Source organism: Nocardioides sp., from assembly GCF_964228225.1.
Classification (GTDB): Bacteria; Actinomycetota; Actinomycetes; order Propionibacteriales; family Nocardioidaceae; genus Nocardioides.
The window spans coordinates 24,422-43,959 of record NZ_CAXQZB010000075.1 but is presented as its reverse complement, the minus strand read 5'-3'; the positions used below and the strand labels follow the sequence as shown (position 1 = coordinate 43,959).

The window sequence follows — 19,538 nt, the reverse complement described above, 5'->3', positions numbered from 1 at the left end:
CCGCCGCCGGGGGTGCGGGCCATGCGATCGACGCTGGGCCGGCACTCGATCCGGAGCGGACTCGGACAGGGCCCGAACCCGATCTCGGCGTCCTGAGGCGTCCGCTAGGGGCTCAGTGCTGGAACGAGCCCGTCCGGTAGGTGCTCGGCGTGGTGAGGTAACCCAGGGTGCCGAAGCCGTAGCGGTTGATGATGGTCTTCGCCGCGCTGCCGTTGAGGCCGCCGGTGAGCGACGACACGAGGTTGGCCTGCTTCGCCGTGGCGGTACCACTGCGGAAGGCGGCCGGGATCACGTTGTAGGTGTCGCGGTTGAAGGTGCCGGCACCGGGGACAGGGACGGTGTTGTAGCTGGTGCCGACCCGAGCGCCGAAGAGCGCGCCGGGGGTGAGGTTCGGCGCGGTGCCGTTGGTGGGCACCTGGCCGTTGATGCTCGCGAGCGCGGCGTTGGCGAAGGAGCCGGTGGCGTTCGAGGCCCCGTTGTTCTGGCCGATCCACTGGGCGGCCGAGAACGGGATCAGGTCGCCGCCGTTCGGGATCGCCGCCACGCTGTTCTCCGGCAGGCCGGCGGCACCCGCGGGGTCGGAGATGTAGGAACCCAAGGCGAGGCCGGTCAGGCCCGCAGCCGAGATGAAGAAGCTCCGGGTGCCCGAACCCTGCTGGGGGATCTTGGGCTGGACGGCGGTGCCGTTGACGAGCGGAAGGCCGCCCGAGAAGGTGACGACCGAGTCGGCCTCGTCGTCGACGCCGGTGTACAGCTCCTTGATCTGGCCGGTGGTCAGGTTCAGGTTCGTGAGACCGGTCGTGGTGTTGTACGCGATGCTCACGGCGTCGCGGGCGAACGGGATGTAGTTGAGGTCGGCGTTCGCGCCCGAGGGGCCCGACGACGAGCGAGCGAAATCGATCTCCTCGTTGAGGAGCTGCTTGCCCTTCCACACGCGGTTGGCCGGGTCCCAGGCGCCGGAGAGCGCGCGGACGCCATTGCCGGAACCGGAGGGGCGGACCAGCCAGACGCCGGCCGTCTTGGTCTTGATGAGCTGGTTGTCGTTGGCCACGCCGGAGCCGTCGAAGGCGTCGTAGTTGGCGATCGACGACAGCGGGCCGCCGTCGTTGGTCAGGCCGTTCCAGACGTCCTGGGTGGTGTCCGAGCCGGCGGCGGCGTAGGGGCGGACGGGCTCGGCATGGGCCGGGAGCGAGCTGCCGACGACGAGCGCTGCGCTGGCGAGGGCGGCGAGGCCGCCGGTGATCAGCTTGGTGTGCTTCATGTCCGTGAGGCTTCCGATCTTTCTGGGTCTCGTGCCGGCCTCCCGAGCGCGGGCAGCAGGCAACGGGCACGGCAGTGCGCCGAGCCGAGGGATGGACGAGCGGTAGAGGCGTGAGGACGAACCGATGAACCTGGCACGGGCCGGCGTGAGCCGGTCGTGCTGCCTGGCCGTGGGAGATCCCCGTGCCAGCCCGAGAGCGCTGCGTAGGACCCGAGTCCCGGGCGAAAGTGTTCGTCACGCCGCCGTGGCGCCGCCAGGGACGGGCTCGACAATGAATGTGAAACAAACGGTGAACTCGACCGGTTTCACGCCTGAGACCCCGCTGAGAAAGGGGTCACTGTGGCGTTTATCTCTGGGACGACGGGGAACCTTGCGGCACCGCGTTCACCGGCCGTTCGCCGGGCGTTGCGAGGCCCGTTCCGTAACGCGCTCGTCACTGAAGATTCTTGCGGCGCGCGAGCGCCGAGGACGGCGTCCGCACGGCCTCCGCAGAGGCTGTCGGCGTGGGAGAAAACGCTTGCGACCCCGCGAGACGAGGGCGGACGGGCCCGACGTCAGGGGCGGTAGTTGGGGGCCTCGACGGTCATCTCGACGTCGTGGGGGTGGCTCTCCTTGAGCGAGGCCGAGGTGATGCGGATGAAGCGGCCCTTCTGCTGCAGCTCCGGCACCGTGCGCGCGCCGACGTAGAACATCGACTGCGACAGGCCGCCGAGCAGCTGGTGGGCGACGACCGAGAGCGGGCCCTTGTAGGCCACGCGACCCTCGACCCCCTCGGGCACGATCTTGTCGTCGCTGGTGACCTCGGCCTGGAAGTAGCGGTCCTTGGAGTAGGACTTCTTGCCGCGCGAGCTCATCGCGCCGAGCGAGCCCATGCCGCGGTAGGCCTTGTACTGCTTGCCCTGGTGGAAGACGACCTCGCCGGGCGACTCCTCGCAGCCGGCGAGCATCGAGCCGATCATCACCGAGTCGGCACCGGCCACGATGGCCTTGGCGATGTCGCCGGACTGCTGCAGTCCGCCGTCCGCGATGACGGGGACGCCCGAGGGGGCGGCGGCCAGGGAGGCCTCGTAGACGGCCGTCACCTGGGGCACGCCGCAGCCGGTGACCACGCGGGTGGTGCAGATGGAACCGGGACCGAAACCGACCTTCACCGCATCGGCGCCGGCGTCCACGAAGGCCTGCGCGCCCTCGCGGGTGGCGACGTTGCCGCCGATCACCTGCACGTGGCGGGTGGCGGGGTCGGACTTGAGCCGGCGCACCATGTCGAGCAGCAGGGTGACGTGGCCGTGCGCGGTGTCGGCGACGAGGACGTCGACACCCGCCTCGATCAGGCCGGTGGCGCGCTCCCAGGCGTCGCCGAAGTAGCCGATGGCCGCGCCGACCATGAGGCGGCCGTCAGCGTCCTTGGAGGCGAGGGGGAACTGCTCGGACTTCACGAAGTCCTTGACGGTGATGAGGCCGCCGAGGCGACCCTGCTCGTCGACCAGCGGCAGGCGCTCGCGCTTGTGGCGGCGCAGCAGCGTGGTGGCCTCGTCGCGGCTGATGCCCACAGGGCCGGTGACCAGCGGCATGGGGGTCATGACCTCGTCGACCTTGGTGGTGGCCCACTCGGCCACCGGGGTGAAGCGGAGGTCGCGGTTGGTGCAGATGCCGAGGAGCCGGTTGTCGGCGTCCACGACGGGGAGGCCGGAGACGCGGTACTCGCCGCAGATGCGGTCGAGCTCCTCGAGGGTGGCCTCGGGGCCGATGGTGACCGGGTGGGAGATGATGCCGGTCTGGGTGCGCTTGACGAGGTCGACCTGGTAGGCCTGCTCCTCGGCCGAGAGGTTGCGGTGCAGGATGCCGATGCCGCCCTGGCGCGCCATGGCGATGGCCATGCGCGACTCGGTGACGGTGTCCATCGCGGCGCTGATCAGCGGCGACTTCAGGGAGATCTCGCGGGTCAGCCGCGAGGTGGTGTCGATGTCGTCCGGCGCGAGGTCGGAATGCCCCGGCAGGAGCAGGACGTCGTCGTAGGTGAGACCAAGGGCTGCGAACTTGTCCGGGACCTCCACCGGGCCAGTCTAGGGCCCGGCGCGGGGGCCTCAGACCGCCAGGGAGGTGATGAGGGCCTCGATGCGGGTGCGGATCTCGTCGCGGATGGGACGCACCGCCTCGATGCCCTGCCCGGCCGGGTCGTCGAGCTTCCAGTCCTCGTAGCGCTTGCCCGGGAAGTAGGGGCACTCGTCGCCGCAGCCCATGGTGATCACGACGTCGGAAGCCTGCACGGCCTCGGTGGTGAGCACCTTCGGGGTGTTCGCGGCGATGTCGATGCCCTCCTCGGCCATCGCGGCGACGGCGACGGGGTTGATCTCGTGGCCGGGCTTCGATCCGGCCGAGAGCACCTCGATGCGGTCGCCGGCGAGGTGCTGGAGGTAGCCGGCGGCCATCTGCGAGCGGCCGGCGTTGTGCACGCAGACGAAGAGGACGGTGGGCTTGGTCATGTCGATTCCTTCGGGGGTGGTGGGACTCATCGGGTGGAGGAGGCGAGGTGTTCTCGGACGGCGAGCCAGCGCTCGGCGTCCAGGGCTGCTGCACATCCGGATCCGGCCGCGGTGATGGCCTGGCGGTAGGTGTGGTCGACGAGATCGCCGGCCGCGAACACGCCCGGCAGGTTCGTGGCGGTCGATCCCGGCTGCGTGAGCACGTAGCCCTCGTCGTCCAGGTCGACCTGGCCGGCGAGGAGCTCGCTTCGCGGCTCGTGGCCGATCGCGATGAAGAGTCCCGTGGCGTCCAGCTGCCTACGGTGCCCCTCGATGGTGTCGACGAGCGTGATCGAGTCGAGACTCTCGACTCCGTCGAGCGAGGCGACCGCGGTGTTCCAGAGGATCTCGACCTTGTCGTCGGCGAGGGCGCGCTCCTGCATGATCTTGGAGCCTCGGAGCTCGTCGCGCCGGACGAGGAGCGAGACCTTGGAGGCGAAACGGGACAGGAAGGTGGCCTCCTCGAGGGCCGAGTCCCCGCCTCCGACAACGGCGACGTGCCGGTTGCGGAAGAAGAAGCCGTCGCAGGTGGCGCACCAGGAGACGCCCCGACCAGAGAGACGATCCTCCTGGGGCAGGCCGAGCTTGCGGTAGCCGGAGCCCATGGCGAGGATGACCGATCGGGCGGCGAAGCTGCCGTCGGCGGTGGCGACCGTCTTGACCTCACCGGTCAGGTCCACCGAGATCACGTCGTCGGCGACGAGCTCGGCTCCGAACCGCTCGGCCTGGGCCCGCATGTTCTCCATGAGCTCCGGGCCCATGATGCCGTCGCGGAAGCCGGGGAAGTTCTCGACCTCGGTGGTGTTCATGAGGGCGCCGCCCGCGGTGACCGAGCCCTCGAAGACCAGCGGCGACAGGCTGGCACGGGCGGCGTAGACGGCCGCGGTGTAGCCCGAGGGGCCGGAGCCGATGATGATGACGTTGCGGGGCTCGGTCATGGGGACTGGATCCTCCTGGGATCGATGGGGTCGGCCGACGCCGGCGTGGTGCGCCGGGACCGCCGGGACTCGGCGGACGGTGGCCTGCGTGCTGTCAGTGACTGGAACGCAGCCTAGACGCGGGCTGTTCCCCGACCCCGGCGTCTCGTGGGTCACCCGACGGTGGCGACCACGATCGAGCGCAGGGACTCGCCGGTGCCGCACTGCAGCAGGTCCACGACCTGGGTGTCGCCGGTGGGGGCGCGGAAGGCCAGCACCGCCGGTCGGTCGGCGTAGAGCACGGGGACCAGCAGTCCCGGTCCCCAGGCGGCGGCGTCGCACACGAACTCCGGGTCGGTGCTCAGGGCGGCGCCGTCCAGGGGCGTGGCGTCCTCGGAGACGACGCCGACCGGGGCGGTGAGGCGCGCGACCTGGCGGGCGAAGCGGCGCTCGGTGAGGCGCACCGTGAGCGGCACGGGACCGCTGCCGACCCGACCGACGTCGGAGTCGTAGGGCAGCTGGCTCATGTCGGCGCCGGGAGGCGGGACCAGGGAGCCCGTACCGACGCCGGACTCCGCTCCCGGGTCGGCACCGGAGTCGGCCGCCGCTCCGCCGGCCTCGGGTGCGGCCTGGGGCACCGTCGCGTCGGCCCCGGCCCGGGCGTCCTCGGCGACGGCCGCCGACGTGGCGTCGCCCTGGGGCGTGGGATCCACCAGGAGCCGGCCGCCACCCACGCCGACCACCACGATGGCCGCGGCGGCGAGGAGCAGGCGCCCGGCACGTCGACGACGCACCGCGAGCTCGACCACCTGCGCCTGCGCGACCGGGGTGCCGGCGCCCGGTGCCTGCGCCGCGGCGGGCGCGGCGGGGGTCGCCTCCGTCTCGGCCAGCCCGCGCAGCACGTCGTCGAGCCGGGCGGCCACCGCCTCGGGGATCGGGTCGGTGTGGCGCGCCTCGCCGAGCAGACGCCGGACGGCGGCGTCGTGCTCGGGGCTGAGGTCGGGCTCGTCGGTCATGGGGCGCTCTCGGTCGCAGGCAACGGGTCGGACAGGGTCGGACAGGATCGGACAGGATCGGACAGGATCAGGCTCAGGGAGCCGTCGGTGCCGCGGGTGGGGCGCGCGACGGTCCCGAGGATGGGACGTCGGTGCCGTGCGGTCGGTTCCCGGCCGGCGCGGCGTCGGGCGTGGCGTCGGTCACGAGGAGCGCGGCCAGCAGCGGGGCCAGGCGGGCCCGGCCGCGCGAGCAGCGCGACTTCACCGTGCCGACCGCGCAGTCGAGGATGGCGGCGGCCTCCGCGACGGAGTAGCCCTCCATGTCCACCAGCACGAGCGCGGCGCGCTGGTCCTCGGGCAGCGTGCGCAGCGCCGCGAGCACCTGCGCCCGCCGCTCGGCGCGTTCGCCGGCCTCGGCCGGGTCCTCGCCGGCGGCGGTCACGAGGGCGCCGCGGCCGGCGTACTCCTCGAGGTCGTCGGGCAGCGCGGACGCGCGGCGCACCTGGGCGGCGCGCAGCCGGTCGAGGCAGGCGTTCACGACGACGCGGTGCAGCCAGGTCGTGACCTGGGCCTCGCCGCGGAAGGACCCCGCGCGCCGGTAGGCGGCGATCATGCCGTCCTGCAGGCCGTCGGCGGCGTCGTCGGGGTCGCCCATGGTGCGCAGGGCCACCGCCCACAGCCGGTCGCGGTGCCGACGGAACAGCTCGCCGAACGCCGCGGGGTCGCCTGCGACGTGGGCCGCGAGCAGCGCGGCGTCGGTGGGCTCGCCGGCGCCGCCGGGGCCGGGGTGCGTGCCGGTCTCACTCACCGCGCACCACCACCTCCGCGACCTGGCCCCGGTAGCGGCCGTCGCCGTCGCGCGGCAGCGCGGTCAGCCACACCACGAGGTAGCGGCCGGCGGCGGCGTCGTCGGGGGTGAGGGTGAGGGTGGTGGTGTCGGCGGTGCCGGTGGCGACGGGCTCGAGCGACTCCTGCGACGTCGGCGGTCGCGGGAGCAGGTACAGCGACACCGTCGTGGGCTGGCCGACGAAGCGCAGGGCCACCGAGGCGACCGTCCGCTCGGCGCCGAGGTCGACCACGAGCCCGACGCCGGTCTTGAGCCCCGGCGGCGGGCCCAGCTGGTCGTTGTAGCCCGACGTCGACCAGGCCGTGGCGGGGTCGCCGTCGACCGCGAGCGGAGCCTGGCTGTCGTTCTCGCCGTCGCCGCCGGTGTCGAAGGGGTCGAAGGCGGTGGCGGTGAGGCCGGTGAGGCGGGCCGCGCTGGTGGTGCCGGACTCCCCGCCGCTGGGGGCCGCCGGATCGCTGCCGCCGTCGCCGTTGCGGTTGAGGGCGTAGAGCACGCCCACCCCGACGAGCACCGCCAGGGTCAGCAGCGCGGCCAGGCGCAGCCACGACCTGCCGGGCACGGGCTCGCCGTCGGGGACCGCGCTGAGCGTGCCGGTGGTGGCGGCCCGGATGCGGCCGATGCCGCTGCTGACGGCGCTGAGCGGTCCGCGGCCGTGGTCGCTCTCCCAGGGCCAGTAGTCCTCGGCGGGCGTGGGGGCGGGGTCGTCGACCGGCACCCGCGGGGTGCGGGTGTCCTCGGCCGCGAACAGGGGTCGCTCGGGCGGCTCCTCGAACGGCGGCGGCGGGGGCGCGGGCGTGCTGCGACGCTCGAGCCACGACACGTCGTCGAGCACGTCGTCGAAGATCGGCATACCGGCCTCGGTGGGGACCTCCTCGATCGCGACCGACTCCCGGGGCGGCCGCTGGTCCGACGGCTGGTCCGGCTGCGCCGCGCGGCGCGGCTCGTGGGGCGGGGGGTCCGGCAGCGGCGGGAGGGTGATCGGGCCCTCCTCGCGCAGCGGGGGGAGGCTGGCGAGCAGGGCCTGGGCCATGGAGCCGGTGTCGCCCACGAACTCCAGCAGGTAGTCGTGGATGGCGCGGGCGGACCCGAAGTCGGCGACGACGTCGCGCGGCGGCGGCGCCCCGGGGTGCAGCACGACGTCGCACAGCAGGTCGAGGGGGCGCGGGATGCCGGCGCGCACCTGGCGCGGACGCAGCACCGAGCCGTGCTCGGCGGGGGCGCGCGGCACCGCGGAGCCGCTGGCCCCGGCCCAGCGGCCGGTGAGGGCGCAGTAGAGGAGCCCGGCGAGGTCGGCCAGGTCGCGACCGCGGGCCGCGCGCTGGTCGCCGTCGGGGGCGACGCCGTGCAGGGCGGCGTCGACGCAGAAGCCGATCACGCGCACGTGGCCGACCTTGTCGACCAGGACGTTCTCGGGGTTGAGCCGGCCGTGGGTGACGCCGGCGGTGTGGGCCGCTGCCACCGCGCGCGCGACCTCGCCCACCAGGAACGCCGCGCGGCGCGGCCCGAGGGTGAGGCCGCTGGCGACCACCTGGTCCAGGGAGACGCCCCAGGACCACTCGTTGACCACGAAGCAGACGTCGTCGGTGGTGTCGACGTCGAGCACGCGCAGCACCCGGCGGTCGGCGACCGCCGCGGACTGGCGGGCCGCGGACATCAGGCCGGGGGCGCGGGCGTCGTCGGCGCCGATGACGTGCACGGCCACGTCGCGCTCCAGCACGGTGTCGTAGCCGCGCCAGAACCGGCCCTCCCCGGACTCGGCGAGCAGGTCGACCAGCCGGTAGCGGTCGCCGAGGACGTCACCGGGGCGGGTGGCGTTCGGCACCGGAGCCTCCTGATCGGTCGGGTCCTCGGGTCCCGGCGGCGCCGGGTCGCGGGTGGCTCGGTCCATCGTAGGGATCTCAGGCCCGGCGCGTCCGCCGGAACCGGCGCGTCACCTGATCCAGCACCTCGGTGACCTCGCGCAGCTGCACGGCCCGGGCGGTCGCGAGCATCACGCCGACGGCCAGCAGCCCCACGGCGGCGGCCCGCAGACCGGCCACGGCCAGCACGGGGTCGGGCACGAGCTCGTCGAGCAGCCAGGACGTGCCGCCCGCCACCACCGCCCCCAGGGCGGCCACGACGCCGAGCCGCAGCCCGTAGTGGGTCGGCTCCCGTTCCTCCGCGGCGCCCGTCGCACCCGTCGCGGCGGCGCCCAGCCGGCGTCGCAGCACCACACCGGACACGGCGGCGCCCACGGCGTAGGACACCAGGTAGGCCACCACGAGGGCCGGGGCCGTGGCCTCGGCGTCGGTGGTCGCCACCAGGGCGCTCGCGGCGAGGATGTTGGTGCCCGCCACCACGCACTGGATCCAGAACACGGTGCGGGTCAGCTCCAGGGCGTAGAAGCCGCGCAGCACCAGGTAGTGGACGGTGAAGAAGACCACCGCCGGGCCGAAGAGCGCCAGGGTCGGCGCGTACTGCGCGAAGGCGTCGGCCGCGGCGCCGTAGCCCCAGATCACCTGGGACACGTCGCGCGCCACGAACGGCAGCACCGCCGCGAACGGCACGATCACGGCGAGCGCGGTGCGCAGCACCGAGCCGATCGACGTCGCCAGGCGTGCGAGGTCGCCCTCCGCGGCGGCTGCGGAGAGCCGGGGCAGCACGGCGGTGGCCAGGGACACCGTGATGACCGAGTGGGGCACCATCACGATCAGGAAGGTCGAGGAGTAGATGGTGTAGCCCGTGCCGCCGCCCGCGGAGCCGTCGGAGGCCAGGCGCACCACGACGGTGTAGGCGACCTGGTTGACGATCACGAACAGCACCGTCCACACGCCCAGCCGCAGGGTGTGGCCCAGCCCGGTGCCGCGCAGGTCGAAGCGCGGGCGGTAGCGCACCCCGGCGCGGCGCAGGTAGGGCAGCAGGATCAGCAGCTGGGCGACGATGCCGAGGGTGGAGCCCAGGCCCAGCAGCAGCTCCTGGTCGGCCGAGAACGGCCCGACGACCTCGGCGCCCTGCGCCGGACCGAAGACCACCAGGTAGACGACGAGCACGGCCACCGAGATGACGTTGTTGGCGATCGGGGCCCACATCATCGGGCCGAACGCGCCCCGGGCGTTGAGCACCTGGCCCACCAGCACGAACATGCCGTAGAAGAAGACCTGCGGCAGGCAGAACCGGGCGAAGGCCACGACCGAGTCGAACTGCGCGGCCCGGGTCGGGTCGTCGGCCCAGCCCACGAACAGCTGCATCAACCACGGCGCTGCCACGACGAGGGCGACCGTGACCAGGAGCAGGAAGCCGGCGGCCGCGGTGATGACGCGGTCGGTGTAGGCCCGGCCGCCGTCCTCGTCCTGCTTCATCGCCCGCACCAGCTGGGGCACCAGCACGGCGTTGAACACCCCGCCGGCCAGCAGGATGTAGAGCATGTTCGGCACCGTGTTCGCGATCGTGAACACGTCGGCGTGCAGGCTCGCCCCGAGGGCGGCGGCGAGCAGGGCCGAGCGGACGAAGCCGCTCAGGCGCGACACGATCGTGCCGGCGGCCATGACGGCGCTGCTGGCCAGGACCGAGGGACCCTCCCCCGCGGAGGGAGCGGTGCTCATGCCGACCCGGGACCGCCGGCGTCGGAGCGGGCCCCCTCGCGGGCGGCGCGCGCGGCCTCGGCGGCCTCGGCCTCCTGCGCGGCGCGCCGGGTGAGTGGCTCCTCACCGCGCAGGCGACGCACCAGGCGCACCCCGATCGCGCCGAAGAGGATCACCAAGCCCGAGCCGAGGATGATCCAGATGACGTCGCTGACCTGCGCCGAGCGGATGCGCACGACGTCGGAGCCGCCGAGCGGGGTGCCCTCGACGTCGGTGACCTCGAGGGTGACGGTGTGCACGCGGTTGGTGCTCGTGCGGGCCCGCAGCAGCACGGTGGTGCGCTGTCCGGGCGCGAGCTGCACCGGCGCGGGCCGGGTGATGCGCAGGTCGCCGTCGGTGACGGCGCGCAGGCCGACCGCCACGGTGGTGTCGAGGGTGTTGCGCAGCCGGACGATGAAGTCGCCCGAGGCGCCCGAGAGCGTGATGCCGTCGGTGACCGAGACCTCCACGCCCTGCAGCCGCTCGCCGATCCAGTCCTGGGTGGCCTGCAGCCGGGCCCGGGCGGCGGCCTGGTCGGCCGGGCCGCGGCTGCCCACCGACAGGGCGGCCAGCACCTCGCGCTCGACCTCCCCGGCGACCTCGGTGTTGCCCACCACGAGGTTCTGCAGCGTGCGTCCGGACTGGAGCGTGGCCTGCGCCTCGGTGATCAGGGCGGCGTCGAGCTCGCGGCGCACCTGCTCGGTCGGGATCGTGAGGTCCGCCGACGTCAACGGCACCGGGGTGCGGTCGGACTCCGCGCCGTCGATGGTGGTGAGGTCGAGCCACGGCACGCGCAGCCCGTCGAAGAACCCGGCCGGGTCGTCGAGGCCCCACTCGGTGGGCAGCACGGTGACGACGGGCTCCTGGTCGGCGCGCAGCGCGCGCACCGCGACCTCGGCCAGCAGGCGCTGACGCAGCGCCACCGCGGACTGCGACGGACCGGGGCCCGGGCCCCCCTGGGACAGCGCGGCGGAGGTCATCACGACCGCACGGCCGTCGATGTCGGCCAGCGGCGGCACCGCGCCGTCGCGGCCGGTGCGCACCATGTCCTCGGTGGCGGCGAGCACGGCGTCGGCCGGGGCGGCGGTGATCATGCCGGAGGTGAGGTACCCGCCGGCGCCGGTGATGAGCGCGCGGGTGCCGAGGTCGAGGGAGTCCAGGGTGGTGCTGCGCTGGGTGAGGGCGGCGGTGAGCAGCGTGGGGTCCAGGCGCAGCGCGGCGCCGACGTCGAGGTTGCCGTAGGGCAGGGTCAGCACGTCGCTGCGCCGGTCGCCCAGCAGCTGGGCCAGCCGGTCGAGCCAGCCGGCCGCCGTCGCCGCGACCGCGGCGTCGGGGTCGTCGTCGACGTCGGGGAGCGGTGCGGCGTCGTCGGTCGGGGCGGGGGCCTGCGTCCCGGCACCCGGGGACGTCGCTCCGGCCGACCCGTCGGGGCTCCCGGTGTCGTCGGTGTCGTCGGGGTCGTCGGTGGGCTCGGGCAGGGGGGCCGCGACGGCGCGCGGCGGGTTGCCGTCGGCCAGCCGGGCGACGGCGTCCACGAGCGCGGGGTCGACCACCCAGGTGACCGGCGGTGCCCCGCCCTCGCGCACGAAGTCGAGGATCTCGCTGAGGCGACCGCCCTCCGACATCGTGCGCACCCACTGCTCGGGCAGCGCCACCCGGCCGTCGGCGTCGGTGGCCACGGCGCGCACCAGCGGCACGACCAGCGCGGCCCGTGCCGGGGTGGTGACCCGGCGGGGGACGTAGGGCAGCAGCGTGCGGGCCCGGCCGGCGGCGCGGGTGGTGTCGCGGCTGCCGTCGGGGCCGGTGGCGATCACCTGCACGCTGAACCAGTAGACGCCGCCCGCGTCGAGCTGCACGCGGTCCAGGGGCAGTCGCAGGGTGAACGGCGCGGTCTCGCCGGGGCCGAGGACGTCGATGCGGCCGGGCTCGGCGATGTCGGTGATCCGCTCGCCGACGTACAGGTCCGGCTCGGAGGCGACCGCCTCGGCCACGGCACCGGGGGTGCGCATCGGGGCCAGGTCGTCGCCGATCACCGGGTAGAGGTTGAGGGTCGACCAGGTGTCGTCGGTGCGGTTGGTGACCGTGCCGGTCACGCGGATCTCGCCGTCGCCGCCGATCGCCCCGGGGGGACTCGGGGTCGGGCGTGCGCCGGGGGAGGCGATCAGCTCGCTGTCGACGAGCGCCCCGGCGCGGACGCGACCCCGCGGCGGCGGCGCGGGGGAGGTGAGCGTGGAGGGGGTCAACGAGAGCAGCCGCACCCGCAGCGGGTCGTCGTCGAGGGCCGCGGCGCGCGCTGCCGCCCGCGCGGCCGGGCGGGCGGCACCGGCCCGGGCGGCGCCGCCGGTCGAGGCGCCCGCGCGGGGGCCGTCGGCGCCGGGATCGGCGAGGCTGGGCGTCGTGGCGAGCAGGGGGGCGAGCAGCGCGGCACCGGCGAGGCCGGCGGCGGCGAGGCGGCGCCGTCGGGGGGTGGCGCGCGGTGTCCCACGGGGTGCGTCAGCGGAGGATCGGCCGCCCCGGGACCCCGGCGCGAGCGCGCGGGATCGAGCGAGGAAGGCCACGAGGAGAGGGTAACGGGCCGGAGTCACTAAACTCCGCGCCGTGCCCGAGCCCTGTTCCCCGTCCCCCGTCGGGGAGCCGTTGTCGATGGTGGAGGTCCAGTCCCGGGTCGCTGCCGAGCTCGATCGGCTCGCGCCGGTCCTCGACTCCCTGGGGGAGGCGTTCGCCGCCGTCGGGGAGGAGCTGCACCTGGTGGGCGGTCCGGTGCGCGACGCCATGCTCGGCCGCAGCCACCACGACCTCGACTTCACCACCTCCGCCACCCCCGACGTCAGCGAGCGCATCCTGGCGCGCTGGGGCGAGGCGTGCTGGGACGTCGGCCGCGCGTTCGGCACGATCGGCGCACGCCGCGGCGACTGGCAGGTGGAGGTCACCACCTACCGCTCGGAGTCCTACGACCCCGACTCCCGCAAGCCGCAGGTGCAGTTCGGCGACTCGCTGGCCGGCGACCTCGGCCGGCGTGACTTCACGATCAACGCGATGGCCGTGAGCGTGCCGGGTCGGGCCTTCGAGGACCCGTTCGGCGGCCTGGTCGACCTCGCGCACCGCACGATCCGCACCCCCGGCGCCCCCGAGCTGTCCTTCGGCGACGACCCGCTGCGGATGATGCGGGCCGCCCGGTTCGCGGCCCAGCTCGGCTTCACCGTCGCCCCCGAGGTGGTGGCGGCGATGACCGCCATGGCCGAGCGGATCGAGATCATCTCCGCCGAGCGGGTGCGCGACGAGCTCGTCAAGCTCATCTGCGCCCCGTACCCGCGCCTGGGTCTCACGCTGCTGGTCGACACCGGGCTGGCCGACCGGGTGCTGCCCGAGCTGCCCGCGCTGCGGCTCGAGCGCGATGAGCACCACCGTCACAAGGACGTCTACGAGCACACCCTGACCGTGCTCGAGCAGGCGATCGACCTCGAGGAGCGGCTCGGGAGCCGGCCCGACTTCATCGCCCGCTTCGCCTCCCTCATGCACGACGTCGGCAAGCCGCGCACGCGCCGCTTCCTCGAGGACGGCACCGTGACCTTCCACCACCACGACGTCGTGGGGGCGAAGCTGACCCGCAAGCGGATGCGCGCCCTGAAGTTCTCCAACGACGAGGTGGCGGCGGTGAGCTCGCTGGTCGAGCTGCACCTGCGCTTCCACGGCTACGGCTCGGGGGAGTGGACCGACGCCGCGGTGCGACGCTACGTGCGCGACGCCGGCGACCAGCTGGCCCGGCTCCACGTGCTGACCCGCGCGGACTGCACGACCCGCAACCAGCGCAAGGCCGACCGCCTCCGCCGCGCCTACGACGACCTCGAGCAGCGCATCGAGCGACTCTCCGCCCAGGAGGAGCTGGCCTCGATCCGTCCGGACCTGGACGGCAACCAGATCATGGAGCTGCTCGGCATCCCCGCCGGCCGGGAGGTGGGCGAGGCCTACCGCCACCTGCTCGAGCTGCGCCTGGACCGCGGGCCGATGAGCGAGGAGGAGGCGCGGGAGGCGCTGCTCACGTGGTGGTCGTCACGCTGACGTCGTGGCGGGCCCGCCGTACCGTCCGGGCATGACCGACGCCACTCCCGTGCCCACCCTCGAGCACAGCATCGACATCGCCGCCCCCGTCTCCCGCGTCTGGGAGCTGGTGAGCGACCTGCCCCGGATGGCCTCCTGGAGCCCCCAGGTCGTCAGGACCACCGTCGCCGGCGGCGTCGTCCGTGAGGGTGCGACGTTCAAGAACTTCAACCGCCAGGGCGTGCTGCGCTGGCCCACCGCCGGCAAGGTGGTGCGCTACGTCGAGGGCCGCGAGATCGCGTTCCGCATCAAGGAGAACAAGACGATCTGGTCCTTCACCCTCGCCGACGACGGCCAGGGCGGCACGCGGGTCGTGCAGCGCCGCGAGGCGCCCGACGGCATCTCGACGGTCTCGAAGGTGCTGACCAAGGCCATCCTCGGCGGCCCCGAGAAGTTCACCGCCACGCTCAACAGCGGCATGCAGCAGACGCTGTCCCGCCTCAAGGCCGAGGCCGAGTCCGGCGCCTGACCGGGACCTCCAGCGCACGCACGACGGCCGCCGGGATCGAACGCCTCCCGGCGGCCGTCGCCGTCTCCCGTGTCCCGCGGTGCGGGTCAGCCGCCCGACGCCGTGCCGGGCGGCACGGTGTAGCCGGCGTCGAACCGACCGCAGCCGGCGCCGAGCCGGAACCGCACGGCGGCGGTGAGGTTGCCGTCGGCGCGCTGCGGGCCCAGCCCCTGGCCCGCCATCGACAGCACCCGGAACGCCAGGCAGCCGTAGGTGAACCGCCACGGGTCCGCGACCCCGGGGTAGCGCGGATCGGTGCCGGTGGAGGCCGGGTCGACGTAGTTGTCGGTGTGACCCGGCGCGCCCGGGCGCACGAAGTCGGAGAACGAGCGACGCCCGGCGGCGAGGGTGAAGGTGGCGTCGTCGAGGTTCGGCGTCGCGCTGCCCGGGGTGGGCCGTGAGTCGATCGGCGTCTGGGCGGGCGGGTCGTCGGTGCCGGCGTTCCCGTAGCCGTGGGCCTCGTCGGTGTAGGCCAGGTAGAGCCCGGGCTGGAAGCCGATCGGATCGCGGTCGATCTCGCCGTTGCCGTCGAGGTCGAACCCGGAGCGGTCGCGCAGCTCGAGGTAGTAGGCGTGGTCGAAGTCGGCCTCCGCGCCCGCGGCGACGTACTGCCAGCCGGGCGTGCACACGCCCGGGCCGTCGTTGCGGCAGCCGCCGTTGAAGATCCGGGAGTCGTCGTACCCGCCGCTGCGCTCGAAGTCGCTGGAGAACAGCACCTTCCTCCCGCCGGGGGTGGTGGCGGTGATCCGGACGTCGTCGATGAACCAGCCGGGCCGGGCCAGACCCGGGTCGGTGCTGTAGCTGAAGCGCAGCACGGGGTTGGCCGCGCCGGCCAGCTCGGAGATGTCGAAGGTGTCGGCCAGGAAGGTCGCCTTCGGCGTGTTCCCCAGCGTGCGGTCGGTGGTGACCGACAGCTGGCTGCCGTAGGAGGCGCTGCTGCCGGTGATGCCGTTGGAGTAGGTGCCCTGACAGGAGTTCTGGTTCGGGTTGGTGGTGCTCGTGGTCGGCACCCCGCGCTCGCTGGGCTGCGAGCGGTAGGTCTGGCCGCCGTCGGTGGAGGTCAGCACGAAGCCGTAGTCGTAGTCCCACTCGATGTCGAAGAGCGACTTCAGGCTCAGCTGCACGCGGGTCCCCTTCGGCAGCCTCTTCAGGCCGGGCACGACGAGGTCGAGGTTGTGGCCGGCGTTGTCCGTGGCGCAGCCGAAGTCGTTGCCGGCCCCGGAGAACCAGGCGTGTCGCCTGCTCGCTCCGACGCCCGAGGCGAAGGCGCTCGGCTCGAGCAGGGAGCGGCCCGGCAGCTTGGCCACCAGCATCAGGGAGTTGTGCACGATGCCGTCGCGGCCGCGTCGCAGGGTGTAGGGCTGACCCGTCGGCGTGCGCCAGGTGATGGCGCCGATGTCCTGCTTGGAGTCGGTCATCCCGCGCAGCGTCGTCGTGCCGCGGGGCAGCACCCGGGGCACCACCCAGCCCAGCTCCTGGCGCGCGTAGGCGTCCATGTTCTGGCTCTTGTCGGTGGCCATCAGCGTCCAGTCGCCATAGGTCTCGCGGCTGCCGGTGGAGTAGAAGTCCGGCAGCCCCAGGGAGTGGCCGTACTCGTGGCTGATCACCGAGGCCTTGTCGATCGCCGTCTCGGGGTTGACGTTGTAGGGCCCCACGCGCACGAACACCTTGCGGGAGGTCGGGCGGGTGGTCATCCGCTGGTAGGTCGCGTCGGTCCAGAACAGCGGCCGGCCCTGGAGGTCGGTGAGCTGGTCGTGGGTCACGAAGCCGGGCAGGCCGGTCGCCGGATCGGTGTAGCTGGACTCCAGCGAGGAGCTGTGGGGCCAGATGTTGTCGTAGGGCAGGGTGTCGGACGCCGCGTCGGAGCAGCGCCCCAGCTGGGAGGCCCCGTTCCCGCCGCACCCGGCGTAGACGACCATGAAGAAGTCGACGACGCCGTCCTTGTCGGTGTCGAAGTCGGAGTAGTCGATCTCGGGGTCGGCGAGTGCGGCCGCGTCGGCCACGAGCTTGCCGGTGACGCCGCAGCCGGAGTCGATCTGCTGCAGCGCGGCCACGCCGGCCAGGGCCCCGATGAGCGCGGAGCCGTTGGCGTCCGAGCCGTACCAGGCGGTGGTGCCGGGCAGGTTGTACACGCCGTCGGTGATCCGCTCGGGGTAGAGCGGCGTCCCGGTGGCCGGGACGGGGCTGTCGGCCACCGTCACGCCGGTGCAGGTGGTCAGGGTGGTGGGGTCGATCCCGGTGAAGGGGAAGCCGGGGGCGTAGTCGAAGTCGGCGCTCGCGATGCCCGAGGACGGCACGTCGCCGTCGGGGAAGAGTTGGCCCAGCGACATCTCCTGGTAGAGGTTGAACGTCGACCCGGTCTTGCGCGGGCTGTTGATCACCCGGTCGAGGTCCTCACCGGCGTGGCCGGCGGTCCAGGTGCGGTCGAGGTACTGCACGGGCACCACCGGGAAGGGCCGGTCGCCGTAGCGGGCGGTGTCGAAGCGCGGCGCGGGCGGGATCACCTTCGGGCCGTGGCTGGTCGACGTCGCCCGCACCCGGCCCGCGCGCAGCACCGCGCGGCTGGACAGGTCGCGCCACACGATCGTGGGCTCGTCCTTCGTGGTGGCCGCGCGGGAGGTGAGCACCAGCGTGGCGGTGCGGCCCGGACGCAGCGCGGGCAGCGTCCACACCAGGCCGGAGCCGGCGGCGCGCACGCGCCCCGAGCCCTCGGCCTTGCGCACGCTGGTGCCCCGGGGAACGGTCAGCGTCACGGTGGCGCCGCGCACCGGGCGCCGGGTCGGGTTGGTCACCAGCAGGCGCGAGGGGTAGCGCTCCCCGGGCTTGACCCAGCCGACGCTGGAGACGAAGGAGTTCACCAGCCGCAGCCGGGGCCGGGTGGCCCGCACGGTCACGGCGGTGGCCCCGGCCCGCGCCGCGGCGTAGGAGTCCAGCCCGGCCAGGCCGCCCACGACGTCGCCCAGCGACCGCGCGTCCAGCGCGCGCACCGCCAGCCGGGCGTCGTCGCCGCCGGCGAGCGCGGCGGTCACCGCACCCGGGACGACGGTGCGGAACCGGCCGGCGTCGTCGGTGGTGACCCGCTGCCGGCCGCGCTCGCGGCCCGCGGCGTCGACGACGGCGAGGGTGAAGGTGGCCGGCACCGGCACGGCGTCGGCCAGGGCCCCGGCCAGCGACCCGCCGAGGGCGTCGGCGATCCCGAGGGCGCGGCCGGACACGGCGAAGTCGGCGCCCGGGCGCAGCGGACGGGTCGGTGCGGCCATCCGCACGTGCAGCAGGTCGGTGGTCGCCAGCGCGGGCGCGGCGGGTGCCGCGGGCGCGACGGCGTCGGCACCGCCGCCGGCGATCGAGAGCGGGGTGGCGAGCAGGGTGGCGGCGAGCAGGCCGGTGGCCACGGTGGTGGACCGGCGGCGACGCGCGCGGGGCAGGACGGACATGGCGCTCCTGGGACGAGGGACCGGAGTCCGCTGCGTCGCTGCAGGGTGGCCGGGCCGAGACGGGTCGTGGAGTGCAACGAGGCCCGCGCCCTCCCGGTTACGCGCCGGCGGGGACCCACGACCGACCGACGCGGGACCCCGGGACGCGCCACGACCCGCCGCCCCAGCGGGGCGACGGGTCGTGGCGGGTGGTTCAGGTGGACCAGGGGGAGGAGGTCACTCCTCGCCGCGGATGAAGGCCTCCACGCGACGGCGGCCCTCGTCGTCGGGCAGCTGCACCGGCGGGGACTTCATGAGGTAGGAGGAGGCGCTGATGATCGGGCCGCCGAAGCCGCGGTCCTTGGCGATCTTCGCCGCGCGGATGGCGTCGATGATGATGCCGGCGGAGTTGGGGGAGTCCCAGACCTCGAGCTTGTACTCCAGGTTCAGCGGCACGTCGCCGAAGGCGCGACCCTCGAGGCGGACGTAGGCCCACTTGCGGTCGTCGAGCCACGCGACGTAGTCGGACGGGCCGATGTGGACGTTCTTGTCGTCGACCAGACCGGACAGGGGGCCGGTGAGGTTGGAGGTGACGGCCTGGGTCTTGGAGACCTTCTTGGACTCCAGGCGCTCACGCTCGAGCATGTTCTTGAAGTCCATGTTGCCGCCGACGTTGAGCTGGTAGGTGCGGTCCAGCACCACGCCGCGGTCCTCGAACAGCTTCGCCATCACGCGGTGGGTGATGGTGGCGCCGACCTGGCTCTTGATGTCGTCGCCGATGATCGGGACGCCGGCGTCCTCGAACTTCTTGGCCCAGACCGGGTCGGAGGCGATGAAGACGGGAAGGGCGTTGACGAAGGCCACGCCGGCGTCGATCGCGCACTGGGCGTAGAACTTGTCGGCCTCCTCCGAACCCACGGGGAGGTAGGAGACGAGCACGTCGGCGCCGGTGTCCTTGAGGACCTGCACGACGTCGACCGGCTCGGCCGCGGACTCCTCGATGGTGAGGCGGTAGTACTTGCCCAGACCGTCGAGGGTCGGGCCGCGCTGCACCTCGACGCCCAGGGTGGGGACGTCGCAGATCTTGATGGTGTTGTTCTCGGAGGCGTTGATGGCCTCGGAGAGGTCCTTGCCGACCTTCTTGTCGTCGACGTCGAAGGCGGCGACGAACTCGACGTCCTTGACGTGGTAGTCGCCGAACGCGACGTGCATGAGACCCGGGACGGAGCCGTTCGGGTCGGCGTCGGCGTAGTACGTGACGCCCTGGATCAGGGAGGTGGCGCAGTTGCCGACTCCCACGATTGCTACTCGAACCGAACCCATCGGTCTGTCCTTCCTCGGATCTCTCGATCGCTTGCTGGTGCCGCTGCCCTCCGGG

At 73.7% G+C, this 19,538-nt stretch carries 13 protein-coding genes; 2 read left to right on the top strand and 11 right to left on the bottom strand.

The features are described from left to right. Positions 1 to 112: 112 nt before the first annotated feature. The 9 genes from ACERUJ_RS17405 to ACERUJ_RS17365 form a co-directional block, all read right to left on the bottom strand. Positions 113 to 1,261: a substrate-binding domain-containing protein gene (locus ACERUJ_RS17405; RefSeq protein ID WP_370250139.1), complete on the bottom strand. Its 1,149-nt coding sequence runs from the start codon at positions 1,259 to 1,261 to the stop codon at positions 113 to 115. Between the two features lie 554 nt (positions 1,262 to 1,815). Beyond that, entirely contained in the window at positions 1,816 to 3,315 is a 1,500-nt protein-coding gene (gene guaB / locus ACERUJ_RS17400) for an IMP dehydrogenase (RefSeq protein WP_370250138.1), read from the bottom strand. A 30-nt stretch (positions 3,316 to 3,345) separates the two neighbouring features. Continuing rightward, positions 3,346 to 3,744 carry an arsenate reductase ArsC gene (locus ACERUJ_RS17395; protein ID WP_370250136.1) on the bottom strand — a complete coding sequence of 133 codons (399 nt, stop codon included), beginning with the start codon at positions 3,742 to 3,744 and terminating at the stop codon, positions 3,346 to 3,348. A 26-nt stretch (positions 3,745 to 3,770) separates the two neighbouring features. Further along, positions 3,771 to 4,721 carry a thioredoxin-disulfide reductase gene (trxB, locus tag ACERUJ_RS17390; protein ID WP_370250135.1) on the bottom strand — a complete coding sequence of 317 codons (951 nt, stop codon included), beginning with the start codon at positions 4,719 to 4,721 and terminating at the stop codon, positions 3,771 to 3,773. A gap of 152 nt (positions 4,722 to 4,873) precedes the next feature. Then, positions 4,874 to 5,716 (bottom strand): hypothetical protein, encoded by an 843-nt coding sequence (locus tag ACERUJ_RS17385; RefSeq protein WP_370250134.1) that lies wholly within the window; start codon positions 5,714 to 5,716, stop codon positions 4,874 to 4,876. Between the two features lie 73 nt (positions 5,717 to 5,789). Beyond that, positions 5,790 to 6,503 (bottom strand): RNA polymerase sigma factor SigM, encoded by a 714-nt coding sequence (gene sigM, locus ACERUJ_RS17380; protein WP_370250133.1) that lies wholly within the window; start codon positions 6,501 to 6,503, stop codon positions 5,790 to 5,792. Further along, on the bottom strand, positions 6,496 to 8,364 hold the full coding sequence (locus tag ACERUJ_RS17375) for a hypothetical protein (protein WP_370250131.1): 1,869 nt from the start codon (positions 8,362 to 8,364) through the stop codon (positions 6,496 to 6,498). The genes sigM and ACERUJ_RS17375 overlap by 8 nt, the downstream gene beginning before the upstream one ends. Before the next feature lie 76 nt (positions 8,365 to 8,440). Beyond that, entirely contained in the window at positions 8,441 to 10,123 is a 1,683-nt protein-coding gene (gene murJ / locus ACERUJ_RS17370) for a murein biosynthesis integral membrane protein MurJ (RefSeq protein ID WP_370250130.1), read from the bottom strand. Further along, a complete protein-coding gene (locus ACERUJ_RS17365) occupies positions 10,120 to 12,699 on the bottom strand; it encodes a DUF6049 family protein (RefSeq protein WP_370250129.1) in 2,580 nt (859 codons plus the stop codon). Before ACERUJ_RS17365 ends, murJ begins: the two co-directional genes overlap by 4 nt. Positions 12,700 to 12,784: 85 nt before the next feature. On the opposite strand from ACERUJ_RS17365, the gene ACERUJ_RS17360 reads away from it, so the two are divergent. Next, positions 12,785 to 14,200 carry a CCA tRNA nucleotidyltransferase gene (locus tag ACERUJ_RS17360; protein ID WP_370250141.1) on the top strand — a complete coding sequence of 472 codons (1,416 nt, stop codon included), beginning with the start codon at positions 12,785 to 12,787 and terminating at the stop codon, positions 14,198 to 14,200. Positions 14,201 to 14,231: 31 nt separating this feature from the next. Then, on the top strand, positions 14,232 to 14,708 hold the full coding sequence (locus ACERUJ_RS17355) for an SRPBCC family protein (RefSeq protein WP_370250127.1): 477 nt from the start codon (positions 14,232 to 14,234) through the stop codon (positions 14,706 to 14,708). Positions 14,709 to 14,794: 86 nt separating this feature from the next. Here ACERUJ_RS17355 and ACERUJ_RS17350 read toward each other — a convergent pair whose 3' ends face one another. Both ACERUJ_RS17350 and ACERUJ_RS17345 read right to left on the bottom strand, forming a co-directional pair. Next, a complete protein-coding gene (locus ACERUJ_RS17350) occupies positions 14,795 to 18,181 on the bottom strand; it encodes an immune inhibitor A domain-containing protein (protein ID WP_370250126.1) in 3,387 nt (1,128 codons plus the stop codon). Between the two features lie 216 nt (positions 18,182 to 18,397). Continuing rightward, positions 18,398 to 19,483, bottom strand: coding sequence for an inositol-3-phosphate synthase (locus tag ACERUJ_RS17345; protein ID WP_370250125.1), 1,086 nt, complete (start codon positions 19,481 to 19,483; stop codon positions 18,398 to 18,400). Positions 19,484 to 19,538: the final 55 nt, after the last annotated feature.